This window comes from Nocardioides flavus (ex Wang et al. 2016) (assembly GCF_014653115.1).
GTDB classification, from domain to species: Bacteria; Actinomycetota; Actinomycetes; order Propionibacteriales; family Nocardioidaceae; genus Nocardioides; species Nocardioides flavus.
The window spans coordinates 28,453-41,947 of record NZ_BNAD01000015.1; the positions used below are offsets into that span (position 1 = coordinate 28,453).

General features: G+C 69.2%; 13 protein-coding genes and 1 pseudogene. 6 read left to right on the plus strand and 8 right to left on the minus strand.

All coding sequences use genetic code 11. The annotated features are described in order from the left end of the window. Positions 1 to 139: 139 nt before the first annotated feature. Positions 140 to 565: a hypothetical protein gene (locus IE200_RS17715; RefSeq protein ID WP_191280813.1), complete on the plus strand. Its 426-nt coding sequence runs from the start codon at positions 140 to 142 to the stop codon at positions 563 to 565. A gap of 44 nt (positions 566 to 609) precedes the next feature. Here IE200_RS17715 and IE200_RS17720 read toward each other — a convergent pair whose 3' ends face one another. Beyond that, the gene (locus IE200_RS17720; protein WP_191280814.1) at positions 610 to 2,373 is read right to left on the minus strand and encodes a glycoside hydrolase family 15 protein; all 1,764 of its coding nucleotides are present in this window, start codon (positions 2,371 to 2,373) and stop codon (positions 610 to 612) included. Between the two features lie 143 nt (positions 2,374 to 2,516). Further along, the gene (locus IE200_RS17725) at positions 2,517 to 3,341 is read right to left on the minus strand and encodes an alpha/beta fold hydrolase (RefSeq protein WP_191280815.1); all 825 of its coding nucleotides are present in this window, start codon (positions 3,339 to 3,341) and stop codon (positions 2,517 to 2,519) included. A 188-nt stretch (positions 3,342 to 3,529) separates the two neighbouring features. Between IE200_RS17725 and IE200_RS20895 the strand changes: the two are divergent. After that, positions 3,530 to 4,225 (plus strand): annotated as a pseudogene (locus IE200_RS20895) (DUF3179 domain-containing protein); the annotation flags it as partial. 8 nt (positions 4,226 to 4,233) lie between these two features. Here the strand turns inward: IE200_RS20895 and IE200_RS20900 are convergent. From IE200_RS20900 to IE200_RS17755, 5 genes are all read right to left on the minus strand, one after another. Continuing rightward, a complete protein-coding gene (locus tag IE200_RS20900; RefSeq protein ID WP_229856757.1) occupies positions 4,234 to 4,902 on the minus strand; it encodes a DsbA family protein in 669 nt (222 codons plus the stop codon). A gap of 307 nt (positions 4,903 to 5,209) precedes the next feature. Then, positions 5,210 to 6,199 (minus strand): DUF427 domain-containing protein, encoded by a 990-nt coding sequence (locus IE200_RS20905; protein ID WP_308433026.1) that lies wholly within the window; start codon positions 6,197 to 6,199, stop codon positions 5,210 to 5,212. Positions 6,200 to 6,291: 92 nt separating this feature from the next. Then, positions 6,292 to 6,939: a cysteine hydrolase gene (locus IE200_RS17745; RefSeq protein ID WP_229856760.1), complete on the minus strand. Its 648-nt coding sequence runs from the start codon at positions 6,937 to 6,939 to the stop codon at positions 6,292 to 6,294. Positions 6,940 to 7,052: 113 nt separating this feature from the next. Then, positions 7,053 to 8,012 (minus strand): sulfite exporter TauE/SafE family protein, encoded by a 960-nt coding sequence (locus tag IE200_RS17750; protein ID WP_191280817.1) that lies wholly within the window; start codon positions 8,010 to 8,012, stop codon positions 7,053 to 7,055. A 248-nt stretch (positions 8,013 to 8,260) separates the two neighbouring features. Beyond that, positions 8,261 to 8,803, minus strand: coding sequence for a carboxymuconolactone decarboxylase family protein (locus IE200_RS17755; protein ID WP_191280818.1), 543 nt, complete (start codon positions 8,801 to 8,803; stop codon positions 8,261 to 8,263). A gap of 123 nt (positions 8,804 to 8,926) precedes the next feature. On the opposite strand from IE200_RS17755, the gene IE200_RS17760 reads away from it, so the two are divergent. The 4 genes from IE200_RS17760 to egtD all read left to right on the plus strand — a co-directional run bounded on the left by IE200_RS17760 (position 8,927) and on the right by egtD (position 13,059). Continuing rightward, a complete protein-coding gene (locus IE200_RS17760) occupies positions 8,927 to 9,622 on the plus strand; it encodes a Crp/Fnr family transcriptional regulator (protein ID WP_191280819.1) in 696 nt (231 codons plus the stop codon). Between the two features lie 100 nt (positions 9,623 to 9,722). Then, positions 9,723 to 10,628 carry a patatin-like phospholipase family protein gene (locus tag IE200_RS17765; RefSeq protein WP_191280820.1) on the plus strand — a complete coding sequence of 302 codons (906 nt, stop codon included), beginning with the start codon at positions 9,723 to 9,725 and terminating at the stop codon, positions 10,626 to 10,628. 176 nt (positions 10,629 to 10,804) lie between these two features. Next, positions 10,805 to 12,082: an ergothioneine biosynthesis protein EgtB gene (gene egtB, locus IE200_RS17770; protein WP_229856763.1), complete on the plus strand. Its 1,278-nt coding sequence runs from the start codon at positions 10,805 to 10,807 to the stop codon at positions 12,080 to 12,082. Further along, positions 12,079 to 13,059 carry an L-histidine N(alpha)-methyltransferase gene (gene egtD / locus IE200_RS17775; RefSeq protein ID WP_191280822.1) on the plus strand — a complete coding sequence of 327 codons (981 nt, stop codon included), beginning with the start codon at positions 12,079 to 12,081 and terminating at the stop codon, positions 13,057 to 13,059. Before egtB ends, egtD begins: the two co-directional genes overlap by 4 nt. A 16-nt stretch (positions 13,060 to 13,075) precedes the next feature. On the opposite strand, the gene IE200_RS17780 is transcribed toward egtD, so the two are convergent. Beyond that, entirely contained in the window at positions 13,076 to 13,477 is a 402-nt protein-coding gene (locus tag IE200_RS17780; RefSeq protein ID WP_191280823.1) for a heavy metal-responsive transcriptional regulator, read from the minus strand. Positions 13,478 to 13,495: the final 18 nt, after the last annotated feature.

The window sequence follows — 13,495 nt, forward strand, 5'->3', positions numbered from 1 at the left end:
GGCTCCGCACGACCAGCGATCTCCCGCAGGCAAGGGTGAAGTGAGAGTTCCTTCTCGAAGCTGAGGCGGGGCGACGACGCGGTCACGTCCAAGATTTCGGTCCGCCGCGGCAGCCGGCCATGCGGTCACGTACTGGTACGTGATCTTCAACGTTCCGCAGAACTGCAACACCGGCGCCTGTGGCGAGGACGACATCTTCGTCGGCGGTGACCCGGCTGCAAGGTTCAACATGGCACAGATCGATGCCGCCCGGATCTCCGTCGTGTACGGCGGTGACGGTGCGGTCGTCACCCCGGGGGGACGGCTGGCCCTCGACGGCGGGTTGGCGGAAGGCGAGGTTCCGACCGGCAGCGTCCCCGCGGTCATCGGGCATCCCGATGACGGGGAGCTCGTGCCTGGTCCGGTCACAGGTCTGGAAGATGCACAGACTGCGGAGATCCACGTCGTTCTCCAGGACCACGGCATGGCACACGCCGATCCTGATCTGCTCGAGCAGCAGCTCACCGGCTTCCAGACGGCATGCAACCCGGACTGTGTGGTCGTGCAGTTCGCCGTTCACCTGTAGGAGCGTCCGTCTGATCCGGCGCCAGGGGGTCGCCCCGGCGTGGGTCAGTCGGTTGCGAGGGCGCAAGCGGCCGCGAGCAGCCCGATGTGCGAGAAGGCTTGGGGGAAGTTGCCGACCATCCGGCCGTGGTTGACGTCGTACTCCTCGGCGAGCAGGCCCACGTCGTTGCTGACCTCGAGGGCCCGCTCGAACACCGCGGTCGCTCGCTGCCGGTCACCACGCTCGGCGAGTGCCTGTACCAGCCAGAAGGTGCACAACAGGAAGGTGCCTTCGTCGCCGTCCAGACCGTCCGTGGAGTCTCCGTCCGTGCGGTACCTGAGGACCAGGCCGTCCTGGGTCAAGGTGTCGGCGATGGCGTCGATGGTCGCGGCAACCCGAAGGTCGTCGGCAGGTAGAAAACCCACGAGGGGCAGGAGCAGGAGACTCGCGTCGAGCTGGTCGCTGCCATAGTGCTGGACGAAGGTTCCGAGGTGCTCGTCGAAGCCGTGTGCGCACACGTCGGCGTGCACCTCGTCCGCGAGGCCGCGGAACCGGGTGGCGTCACCCGGCAGGCCATGCTCCTCGATCGCCCGGGCGGCGCGGTCGAAGGCGACCCAGGCCATGACCTTGGAGTGGGTGAAGTGGCGTCGCGGACCCCGGACCTCCCAGATGCCCTCGTCCGGCTCGCGCCAGTGCTCGGCAACGAACTCGACGAGCTCGAGCTGGAGTGCCCAGGCGTCGTCGTCGGGAGCCATGCCCATCAGCCGGGCCTGGTGCATTGCGTCCATGACCTCGCCGTAGACGTCGAGCTGGAACTGGCCGGCGGCGCCGTTGCCGATCCGCACCGGACTGCTCGCCTCGTAGCCGGCCAGCCAGGGCAGCTCGTGCTCCGGCAGCCACCGCTCACCGTCGATGCCGTACATGATCTGGAGCTGGGCCGGGTCGCCGGCGACAGCCCGGAGGAGCCAGTCGCGCCACGCCACGGCCTCGGAGAGACATCCGTTCTGAGCCAGAGCCTGGATCGTGAGGCTGGCGTCCCTGAGCCAGGAGTAACGGTAGTCCCAGTTCCGTGCGCCACCGAGCTCCTCGGGCAGCGAGGTGGTGGGTGAGGCGACCACGCCTCCGGACGGCTCGTAGATCATCGCCTTGAGCGCGATGAGGGAGCCGAGGACGGCTTCGCTCCAGGGGCCCTCGGGAACGGTGCGGTGGCTCCACGCCAGCCACTCCGCCTCGGCGCGGTGGAGCTCGTCCTCGGCATCGAAGGCGTCCGGCGCGGGCTCGGTCGAGCTGTGCCAGGACAGCACGAACGGGACGCGCTCGCCAGCGGCGACGGTGAACCGCGCTACCGTGTGCATGTCCTCCCCCAGGAGCGGAACCGGTGAGGCCACCGTGACCGTGTTCGGACCAGCCACCGCGCTGATGCCCGTCCCGGTCCGTCGTACCCACGGAACCGACCGGCCGTAGTCGAACCGGAGCCGCAACGTCAGCTCCATCGGGACGTGCCCGTCGACGCCCTCGACGATGCGAACCAGGGTCGGGTTCCCGTGTCGGTGTGGCATGAAGTCGACCAGGCGCACGTGGCCCTCGGCGGTGCGGATGTCTGTCTCCAGGATGAGTGTGCCGGGCCGATAGCGACGGCTCACCGCGAGGACGGGGGCCTGCGGCGCGATGGTCCAGTGTCCGTTGTCCTCCGTGCCGAGGAGCGACGCGAAACAGGCTCCGGAGTCGAAGCGGGGCAGGCACAACCAGTCGATGGCGCCGTCCGAGCCGACCAGCGCGGCGGTGTGGCCGTCGCCGATCATGGCATAGTCCTCGAGGCGCTTCGACATGCCGGTGTCCCTCACCTCCTCGCGGCTCCCGGTGCACCGAGCCACGTCCTTCTCAGGCTAGTCAAAGCGTGGCAGTCCGGTCCGTAAGCGCCATCACGGAACGCGCGGCACTTGGTCGCTACGACTCCGCCTCTTCCTTGACATCACGCGACTGCCGGGGGTGTCGCAGCGGCCAGCTCGTTGATGGCCTCAGCGATCTCGCCGGGGTGGTCCTCGGGTGTGAAGTGCTTGCCGCCCTCGATCCGGCGGACGTCCGTGCCGAGGTCCTGCGCGAGGCGTTCGCCGTACGCCAGCTTCTGGAACTGGTCTGCGGTGCCCCAGACCACTCGCGCGGGCAGTCCGAGGTGTGGGAGGCGGTCGGCCACCGCGACGGTGTCGCGGACGTCCAAGGCTGACACCTGGCGCATCATCGACGCCGCTGCGCCGTGTGCGGCGTACGACTGCCAGTGAACGCCGATCGACTCACGCGCGACGTCGTCATGGTCGTGTCCTCGCCGCAGCAGCTGCACGAAGCTGGGGTACATCGCGACGTCGGGCAGGTGCCTCAGCAGCCCCGAGAAGCGGGCCATCAGCTTCACGCTGGGAATCGGCCAGGAGTCGTAGCACACCGCGTTCGTGAGCACGAGACCAACGAACCGGGCGGGCGAGCGGGCAGCCGCGATCTGTGCCACTCCACCGCCGAGGTCGTGGCCGACCAGCACGGGGTCGTCAAGTCCGAGGTGGTCGAGCCAGGCGAGGAGTCGATCGGCTTGCGCGGCCAGGCCGAGGTCGGCACCCACGCCGTCGGGGATGCTCGTGCCGTAGCCGGACATCTCCCACGCCAGACTCCTCCCCTCGACCAGCGGCATGACATGGCGCCACAGCCGGGGTGAGGTCGGGATGCCGTGGACGAGGACCACGGGACGACCCGTGCCGTGGTCGATCCACCGGGACCGTACTCCGTCGACGATGGTCTCCTTGCGCTCCATGGGTGGCTCCTCCAGGCGGGGTCTCGGGTGCCCGCAGACAGTCAACCTACGGGCGTCGTGGTCTTGGTGCCCCCCTGGTCACACGTCATGCGTCGGCGTGGCTGAGAAGCTCCGCCCGCCCTTCCGTGAGCGCGGTCACGGAACGGCTGGTCGATGAGAGTGATCCTGAGGTCGAGGAGGTCCAGGACATGGTTCACCACCGCGCAGCACTGCTGGCCGCAGGTGTGCTGGCCGTGCTGACGGCGTGCTCCGGTCCGGGCGACAGTCCACCGGTGGACGGGACGACCGTCCAGCCCCCTCAGGTCGAGGCGGACGCTTCGGAGGGCTCGGTCTCAGCACTCGAGGATCGCTTCGACCCGCGGCTGCCCGAACCCCTGATCGCCCCGGATCTCGTCCAGTCCGGTGGGCCTCCGCCCGACGGGATCCCACCGATCGACGCGCCCACGTTCGAGTCCGCGGACACGATCACCTGGCTGGAGCCGGACGAGCCGGTGCTCTCGCTCACGGTCGGGGACGAGACACGTGCCTATCCGCTGCGAGTCATGACCTGGCACGAGATCGTCAACGACACCGTCGCCGGGATCCCCGTCGCGGTCACCTACTGCCCGCTGTGCAACTCTGGAGTGACCTTCCTGCGCCAACTGGACAGCCGGGTCCTCTCCTTCGGCACGTCGGGGATGCTGTACGCGGACAACCTGGTGATGTACGACCGGCAGACGGAGTCGCTGTGGCCCCAGCTCACCGGTCGGGCCTCGATCGGCGTGCTCACCGGAGAGAAGCTCGAGTCGATCCCGATGGGGACGGTTGCCTGGGGGGAGTTCCGCGAAGCGCATCCCACGGCGCTGGTCCTGTCGCAGGACACCGGGTCCGACCGACCGTACGGCTCCAACCCCTACGTCGGGTACGACGACCCGAACGGCGATCTGCTCTTCTTGAGCTCAGCGAACCCCGGGAACCCAGCCAGGCCGACGACGTGGTCCCACAGCCGCACCGCGTCGTCGGGATCCGGTAGCCGGCTGATGACCGGACCGAAGAAGGCGGTGCCCTGGGGCGGCTGGAAGTGGATGATCGGGGTGCCGACGTCCTTGCCAGTCAGGGCAAGCGCCTCGTCGGTCTCGGCACGGATGGCGAAGTCGCGTGAGTCGTCGTCGAGCGCCTCCAGCAACGTACGCGGGAGCCCGACCTGGTCGAGGAGAGGTCCGAGGAAGGCCGCCGTTCCGCGGAGGTCGAGACCATCCTCGGTCCGGTCCGCCCGAGCTGGGGGAGCGGAGTCGAAGATCTGCGTACCGAGCGTGGCGTAGAGGGTGCCCACCATCTCGCGTCCGTGCTCCTGGCGGGTCTGGTCCAGGACCCGGAGCAGTCTCAGCCCGGCGGTGTGGCCGGCCTCGTACTCGGGCGGGAAGTGGGCGTCGTAGTCGACATCGGCGTTGACCTGGCGCAGCGAGATGAACCGCCAGTCCACCGTGTACCTACGCTGGGACTGCACTAGGCGCACCCACTTGCTGGTCATCCACGCGAAGGGACACACCGGGTCGAAGTAGAAGTGGATGTCTGTCTCCATGGTCTAGCTCCTCCCGCCGCCCGACGCGGCAGCTCGCACGTCCGTCATCCGGGTAACCCGGTTTCGCGTCTGGATGCTTCCGCACGCCGCGCTTGGTGTCATCCCGGACACTCCTTGTCATTCCCGGCTGGCGCCGCCGACATCGCGGGCCGACGGCCCAGGTACAGGCTTAGCGCCGGCCGCCCAGCGACCCAAGATCTATCCCGCTGACGCGGAGGCGGCGGAGTTCCTCACCGCGCGCTAGCTGTGGCTGGGCATCACAGCTAGCCAGGTGCGGTCGGCGGTGGGGCGGGACGGGTGGGATTGCTCAGTCCCGGTCGACGTCGATCCCGTTCCAGAACGCCACCCTGCCCTTGACCCGGCGGGCCGGGGGGAGTGGGTGGCGGTAGGACCAGGCGCCGTCGGGGACCACCTGGTCGTCGAGGTGGACGTCGTAGTAGCTCGCCACGCCCTTCCAGGGGCACACGCTCATGGTGTCGCTGGGCCGCAGGACACCGTTCGGCACGCTGTCCAGCGGGAAGTAGGCGTTGCCCTCCACGATCACGACGTCGTCGGACGTCACCAGGACCCGGGTCCCCACCCGAGCCGATGCGCTGCTGGAGCGGCGGACCGTGCGGGCGAGCCCCAAGGCCGTGGCGAGACCTGCGCCGGCCACGGCGAGCAGCAGGGCCTCGACCGCCGGTGAACCCGAGCCGGTCCAGGTCGGACCCTGGAGCTGCCCGGTCGCGGAGAGAGCCGCGCTGGCCAGCACAGCGATGGTGAGCCCGGCGCCGCCGGCCGCGACCACCCTTCGACGACTGGATGGGTCGCCGGGGGACTGGTCCTGGCCCACTACCCAGGGCCACGCTGCCGCGATGAGCAGGGGCGCGAGGTGCCAGGTCGTCGTCGGTCGCCATACGGCGAGGACCACCCAGAGCAGCGTGCCGACGACAGTCCACAGCAGTCCGCCAGTACCTCCGCGTACGTGGACAGTTCCGGCACTCTCGGGCTCGGGCGACGGCTGCTGGTGTCCCGGGTACTCAGCCTCCAGCGCTCGCAGGACCTGTCGCACGGATGGGTTGACCAGTGACTGCGTCCCGACGATGACGGTGGGCACGGTCTCGTCGCCACCTGTCACCGCTCGGAGGCGCGCCGCGGCATCGGGTGAGGCCCAGATGTCGTGCTCCACCGTGCTCACTCCCGCACGCAACAGTCCCCGGCGCAAGGAGACGCAGAAGGGGCACCCGGGTCTCCACAGGACCTCCGCGGGCGGGGGTGGGGCGGGGCTGGGCGGCATGCGTTTCTTCCCTTCGAGCATCGGCCAGCGCCGGGCTGGCCACCTGCACTCGGAACCCGGCGACCCGCCGACGTGCTTCCCGCGTGCCGCCGTCCCACGGGCGCCGTCTCGGGTCAGCCGGAGAGCGCCTTGGCAGCCTCCGCCGTGTCGATGACCGCGTTCGCGAGGTAGCGGAAGTTCGTCATCGCCGCCGCGTAGCCGTCGCCGAGGTCGGGGTGCCGGGCGGCCGCGGTGGCGTCGGAGACGACGGTGACGTCGAAGCCGTGCTCGAGCAGGTCTCGCAGGTGGGACTCCACGCAGAGATTGGCCGACATGCCCGCGAGAATCACTCGGCCGATGCCGCGCTTGCGCAGCTGCAGGGCGAGATCGTTGTTCTGCGGGCCGTAGACCTTGTGCGGGCTCGTGACGATCGTGGCGTCGCTCTGGAGGTACGGCTTGTACTGGTCCAGCCAGTCGGCGCCCGAGCCCTCGAAGCCCTCCAGCGTGAGGGGACCGCGGCGGTCGAACATCCCGATCTCGTGCATCTTCTGCTCGAGCGTCCCACCGAAGCGCCACTGGTGGTCGTGCGCGTAGTAGTAGTGGGGGGAGACGAAGATCGGGACGCCGCCCGCTGTCGCGCCCTCCAGGAGGCGCTCGATGTTCTGGATCGTCCCGACTTCCCGGACGCTCTCGCCCACCAGCTCCCAAGCCACGCCGGCCTCGCTCAGGAAGTCGTTCTGCGGGTCCGTCAGGACCAGGGCGGTGTCGTGGTCGACCATCATTCTTCCTCCTCATGCAGGGGCTCTCTCATGTGAGACAACACCTCTGGTTCGCCCAGCGCTGCAGGACTGTCAGGTCGGAGACAGTCTCCGGTTGTGGCAAAGACGGGGGAGCCTCAGGCGAAGGTGCTGCTGAAAACCGTGAACGCCAGCAGGAAGGTGACGCCGATGGTGAGGAAGAGTCCGCCGAAGAACCACCGGGTCAGCCGGGGGCTCACCTTCCCCTGCAGCCCGGTTCCGAGGATCGCACCGAGAACCGCACCGGGCACGGCCCACACGATGAGGTTCCAAGGGATGGCGGAGAGTCCGCCGTGCGTGGCGAGCTGCACCATGTGTGTGCCCGCTGCGCCGACGACGGTGCCGGCGACCACCACCGTCGACGTCGCGGCGGCCACTGCGACCGGGAAGTGTGAGCGACGGACCAGCCCGGGGAGGGTCGCCTCCCCTACGCCGGTCGAGATCAGCCCGGCGAAGAAGGCGCCGATGCCCGAGAGCAGCTGCTGGCCGCGGAGGCCGTGAGCGCAATAGAGGTACTCGGTCCCGTCGGTCGTGGTGACGTGTCGAGCCGTTCCGGCCGGGCAGGGTGGATGTGCGGAGCCGACCGAGGGGGCGAACGCGGCCCCCGGTGCGATGCCACGTCCGGACACTCGCCCGGCGGCCGGCGGGACGGAATCGACGGATGACTCGTTGGGATGCGTCTCGCGGACGAGGAGCACGGCGAGTCCCACCATGGCGACGCCGTACCCGAGCCGGAGTCCTTGGACCGGTGCCTGTGCGGAGGCCAGGGCGCCGAGGACCCCCAGCGGAAGGGTGAGGGCGATCAGTCGCCAGGCGGTGGCTGAGTCGACGAGTCGCAACCGGAAGTAGCGGTAGAGCCCCATGCCGAACCCGGAGGTCTCCAGGAGGAGCGAGGTCCCAATTGCCTCGACCGTCGAGAGCCGGGGTACGCCGAGCAACGGGAAGCCGATCAGGAAGACAGGGATGAGCATGGCCGCCCCGCTGATGCCCGAGAACATGGCGACGCCGGCGATCGCGATGCAGACGGGCAGCATGAACCAGTAGACGGTCCAGTCCATCGCTCAGACCTCCTGCCGTGCCCCGGGCCCGCCGTCGACGACGACGGGCACCGGCGACACGACACCGACCTCGACTCGCAGGCTGCGCACGGGTGTGTTCCTCTCGGCCGGGGGAGCGTCCCCGTGGCTGACCAAGGAACCCGGCCGGCCAGTCGGTTCCTTCCTGGCCCTCCTTACGACCCGAATGCTGCGGTACCCCTGCGGTACCCCTGCGGTACCCCTGCTGGGGCCCTGGTCGGGTTGGTTCCTCAGAGGGCGGGGGCCTCGGGAAGGTCGAGCTCCGTCCCGACGAAGTGGTTGAAGTAGTTGGTGAACAGGTTCAACGTGACGTGCACGGACAGCTCGGTGAGCTGCTCGTCGGTCCATCCGGCATCGACGGCTGCCTGCCACGTGGTGTCCTGGACCGATCCGACGTTCGCGGTGTACTCGCGGGCCAGGTCCAGCAGTGCGTCCAGCTTCGGGTCGAACCCGGCGCCGCCGCGTCGCACCGCGACCATCTCGTCCCCGGTGAGGCCGGCGGCCTTGCCCCCGGCGGTGTGGGCTGCCTGGCAGTAGGAGCACTCGTCGACGTTCGCGACCGCGAGCGCGATGGCTTCCCTGGTGCGGCCGTCGAACGAGCCGTAGTCGTCGATGACCTGCTGGATCGCGATGTACGACTGGAGGACTGCCGGGGAGTGCGCCATCTCGCCGTGGATGTTCAGGACCGTGCCGAAGGTCGCCTCGAGTGCCTTCAGCTGGTCGCGGCTGTTCTCGGGCGCGCTCTGGGTGGTGTGGACGGGGATGCGGGGCATGGTGATCTCCTGTGCGGCGTTGGGTCTGCTTGACCCCCTCACAAGGATCGTCTGGTCCGGTATCGTCCCCGACTGTCATCCAAGTGACACTCCCGGCCGGGCGGGAGCGGAGGAGGGTTCGGGATGCGCAGACGTGAGGAGCAGTCGGCCGCCTTCCGTGATGCCTTGTGGGTGTCCCGCTGTGTGGGACACGCGGGGACGACCCCGCTGCGGCTCGAGGACGTCGAGGACCTGGCCCGTTTCATCCGGGTGCGGACGCTGGCAGCCGGTGAGCCGCTGGCGCGGGTCGGGGACGAGCCGACGGCCGTGTGCATCGTCCGCGAGGGCTGTCTCGAGCTCGCTGTGCACGGGTCGACCGGGCGGTTGGTCATCCAGACCCTGCGGGCGGGTGACATCGACGGCGACATCCAGATGCTGCTCAACGTGCGGATGCCCTACGAGACCCGCGCAAACGTTGAGACGACCTGTCTGATCCTGGACCGGAGCGCCTTCGAGGAGCTGCTCGCGACCCATCCTCACGTCTCGCGTCGCTGGCTCACCAGCGTGTCCCAACGGCTCGCGCGGTCCCACTCACGACTGACCAGCCTGCTGGGGGAGCCGCTGGAGGTTCAGGTTGCCCAGCTCCTCCTGGAGGAGCGCGTGGACGACGTGGTCAACCTGACCCAGACGACCGTCGCCGCCCTCCTCGGCGTCCGCCGGCCCTCGGTCAACAAGGTGCTGCGCCGGTTCGCGGGGAACGGGCTCGTGGCGCTCAGCTACGGCAAGGTGCAGATCCTCGACGCAACGGCGCTCGCCGAGGTCTCTGCCCCGCAGCCGTGAGAAGACCGTCATCGAGGTGACAGTCGAGTCAGGAACCGCGTCGCCGAGGACTTCCCTGTGCAGGAGCCCGCCTGCGGCGGGTCGAGGGAGGAGGCTGACGATGGCGACTGCCTTCGTGCTGTCCGGCGGCGCCAATCTAGGCGCTGCGCAGGCGGGCATGCTTGCCGCGCTGGACGAGGCGGGCGTGGTGCCAGACCTCGTGGTCGGTAGCTCGGTCGGCGCGGTGAACGGTGCCTGGGTCGCCGGGCAGGAGGACCTGAGCGCGCTGGGCGACGTCTGGCGTTCGCTGCGGCGCGGTGATGTCTTCCCGACGCGGCCCATGGGCGGCCTGCTGGGATTCCTCGGGGTCAGCGACCACCTCGTCAGCGACCGTGGTGTGCGTCAGCTTTTGAGTGCCCACCTGCGCTTCGAGCGTCTGGAAGACGCGGCGGTTCCGCTGCACGTGGTGGCCACCGACCTCCTGACCGGGAAGGACGTCCTGCTCTCGAGCGGCGATGTCGTCGACGCGATCTTGGCAAGCGCCGCGATCCCGGGCGTGCTGCCGCCCGTCCTCATCGACGGGCGAGCCCTGATCGACGGCGGCGTGGTCAACAACGCGCCGATCTCGCACGCCGTCGCCCTGGGTGCGAACACGGTCTGGGTGCTAGCCACCGGATACTCGTGCGCGCTCGATCACCCGCCTCGGGGCGCCCTGGGTGTGGCCCTGCAAGCCGCGAGCCTGATGGTGCACCAGCGCCTGATTCTCGACGCGCGGCACTACGCCGCGGCGGTCGACCTCCGGGTGGTGCCTCCGTTGTGCCCGATCGCGGTGGGGCCGACGGACTTCAGCCAGGCCGACGACCTGATCCGACGAGCACACGACCACACCCTGGCCTGGCTGCGGCGCGGGGAGACCGGTACGTCCGTGCGCGCCCTTGCCGAGCAGGACCTGGGACACAGCCACGCTGGGACCTGGGATCGCCCCGGGAGTGGCGCCGCTCCTGAGGAACACGGACGCCGTGGTTGAGCTGGCCCGGAGCCCGGGACCAGCTGCTCCCCGTCGGCACCAGGCGGCGTTTGTTGGCGTGCGACGGTGTCCGCGGTCACAGAAGGCGGCATCTGGCCGCGATAGCGTCGCTGGACTCGTCCAGTCGAAGAGGAGGCTCCGTCATGACGTCCAGCCCGTGGACTGCAGAAGCTCTCGTGGCTCGCTATGACCAGGTCCGAACCCACACCGAGCTGCTTGCGGCACCGCTCTCGCCGGAGGACCAGACGGTCCAGTCGATGGCGGACGTCTCCCCGACCAAGTGGCACCGCGCCCACGTCACATGGTTCTTCGAGACGTTCGTCCTCGCCGAGAACGAGCGCGGGTTCTCGCCGTTCCAGGACAAGTACTGGTTCCTCTTCAACAGCTACTACGAGGCCGTCGGGCCGCGCTACAACCGCGCCGAACGTGGCGTGGTCAGCCGGCCGGGAGCCCACGACGTGGGCATCTACCGCGGGAACGTCGACACTCGCATGCGCGACCTTGTGGACTCGCTCGACCAGGGCACGCTGGACAAGCTGACCAGCACCATTGAGCTCGGCTTCCACCACGAGCAGCAGCACCAGGAGCTGCTGTTGATGGACATCAAGCACGTGCTCTCGATGAATCCGCTACAGCCGGTCTACGCCGGAACGCCGTCCGCCGTCAGCGAACCAGACCAGATCGACTGGCTCGACGTCGAAGGTGGCCTCGTGGAGATCGGTTGCCGCGGCGACGCTTTCTGCTTCGACAACGAGCTGCCCGAGCATCAGGTCTACCTTGAGCCGTACCGGCTCGCCGACCGTCTGGTCACCAACGGCGAATGGCTGGCGTTCATGGCTGACGGCGGCTACCGGCGCCCGGAGCTCTGGCTCTCCGACGGCTGGGCCAAGGTCAAGGCCGAGGGCTGGGACGCGCCCCTCTACTGGCTGAACCTCGACGGGGTCTGGTTCGAGCACACCCTGAACGGCACCTGGCCGGTGAACCCGGGTCTGCCCGTCAGCCACGTCAGCCACTACGAGGCCGACGCGTACGCCGCCTGGGCCGGCAAGCGACTTCCCACCGAGGCCGAGTGGGAGCACGGCGTGAGGCAGGCGGGCCCGCGGGACGCACAGCACCTGGTGGGCAACCTCGCCGACACACAGAGCTTTCACCCGCGCGCGGCCGGCCCTTCGACCGGAAAGCTGCGTCAGGCCTGGGGTGACTGCTGGGAATGGACATCCTCGGCCTACCTGCCCTACCCGGGTTTCCACCCTGCCGCAGGTGCGATCGGGGAGTACAACGGCAAGTTCATGTCCAACCAGATGGTCCTGCGCGGCGGTTGTGCGCTCACCCCGGCAGGTCATGTCCGCGACAGCTACCGGAACTTCTTCCCGCCAAGTGCACGCTGGGCTCTCTCCGGGGTCCGGCTGGCCGATGGCGGGGCGCCGGCGACCCGTGGTGGGACGGCAGCATGACGGCCCCGATTGAGCCCTCGGTCCGCGTGCTGCTCGACCCCGACTGGGCCAGCAGCAGCCTGGTCGAGGACGTCCGTCGAGGCCTGAGCCAGCACCCGCGGACGCTGCCGCCCAAGTGGCTCTACGACGACCGGGGATCCGAGCTCTTCGACGAGATCACCCGCCTGCCCGAGTACTACCCGTTCGACGCCGAGCGATCGATCCTAAAGGAGCACGCCTACGAGATCGTCACAGCCAGTCGCGCGACGACGCTGGTCGAGCTGGGATCAGGGACCAGCGAGAAGACCCGACTGCTGCTGGACGCCTTCACCGAGGCCGGCCAGCTCACGTCGTTCTCCCCGGTCGACGTCTCCGAGCGGACCCTCCGCGACGCGGCGGCCCTGATCGCGAAGCGCTACCCGGGGGTCCATGTGGCCGCCGTCGTCGGGGACTTCACCCTGCACCTGGCCCACCTTCCGCGTGGCAGCCGGCGGATGATCGCCTTCCTCGGCGGCACCATCGGCAACCTCTACCTCGAGGAGCGGCGCGCCTTCCTGGGGGCGCTCGCCGACCAGCTCGAGCCGGGCGACTCCCTGCTCCTCGGCACCGACCTGGTCAAGAGCGCGGACCGCCTGATCGCGGCGTACGACGACGCCCGAGGGGTGACCGACGCGTTCATCCGGAACTCGCTGGTCGTGCTCAATCGCGAGCTCGGCGCCGACTTTGACGTCGACGCGTTCTCCTACGTCCCGTTCTGGGACCCGCACATGGAGCGGATGGACCTGCGGCTGCGCTCGGAGGTTCCGCAGCGGGTGGCCATCCCGGGAGCCGATGTGGTCCTCGACCTGGCGGTCGGTGACGAAATCCGGGTGGAGATCTCCACCAAGTTCCGGCTCAGCGAGCTCGCCGCCGAGCTCGAGCACGCCGGCTTCGGCGTCACCAGCGTCTGGACCGACCCGATGGACGAGTTCGCCCTGACGCTGGCGACGAAGCCCTGACGCCGGAACGCAGCTGTCAGGGGGCCTCGGAAAGGATGTGGCAGATGTCGGTGTCGGTGCAGTCCCCGGGGTCCAGGGCCCGCCCGCGCTCCAGGAGATGGTCGAGCTCCGACGCAAGAATCTCGAGCTCACGCATCCGGGCGGCCACCGCATCGAGCTTGGCTTGCAGGACGGCGGTCACGTGACCGCACGGCACTTCTCCTGCGTCCCGGACGTCGATGATGCTCCGGATCTCCGCGAGCGTGAGGCCGGCTGACTGTGCGGAACGGATGAACGCGAGGCGGTTCAGCGTCGTCCTGTCGTAGACGCGGTAACCGTTGCCGCGTCTGCCGGGTGGTGGCAGCAGCCCTTCGTGCTCGTAGAACCGGATCGTCTGGCTGGTCACACCCGCAGACTCCGCCACCTCGCCGATCAGCACGGGTCCAGCGTAACGCTT

Excerpts from the sequence above, each read along its gene's own strand:
- IE200_RS20900 (WP_229856757.1), bottom strand. The coding sequence starts at position 4,902 with ATGGAGACAGACATCCACTTCTACTTCGACCCGGTGTGTCCCTTCGCG.
- IE200_RS20905 (WP_308433026.1), bottom strand. The coding sequence starts at position 6,199 with ATGCTCGAAGGGAAGAAACGCATGCCGCCCAGCCCCGCCCCACCCCCG.
- IE200_RS17725 (WP_191280815.1), bottom strand. The coding sequence starts at position 3,341 with ATGGAGCGCAAGGAGACCATCGTCGACGGAGTACGGTCCCGGTGGATC.
- IE200_RS17765 (WP_191280820.1), top strand. The coding sequence starts at position 9,723 with ATGGCGACTGCCTTCGTGCTGTCCGGCGGCGCCAATCTAGGCGCTGCG.
- IE200_RS17755 (WP_191280818.1), bottom strand. The coding sequence starts at position 8,803 with ATGCCCCGCATCCCCGTCCACACCACCCAGAGCGCGCCCGAGAACAGC.
- IE200_RS17720 (WP_191280814.1), bottom strand. The coding sequence starts at position 2,373 with ATGTCGAAGCGCCTCGAGGACTATGCCATGATCGGCGACGGCCACACC.
- IE200_RS17760 (WP_191280819.1), top strand. The coding sequence starts at position 8,927 with ATGCGCAGACGTGAGGAGCAGTCGGCCGCCTTCCGTGATGCCTTGTGG.
- egtD (WP_191280822.1), top strand. The coding sequence starts at position 12,079 with ATGACGGCCCCGATTGAGCCCTCGGTCCGCGTGCTGCTCGACCCCGAC.
- IE200_RS17750 (WP_191280817.1), bottom strand. The coding sequence starts at position 8,012 with ATGGACTGGACCGTCTACTGGTTCATGCTGCCCGTCTGCATCGCGATC.
- IE200_RS17745 (WP_229856760.1), bottom strand. The coding sequence starts at position 6,939 with ATGATGGTCGACCACGACACCGCCCTGGTCCTGACGGACCCGCAGAAC.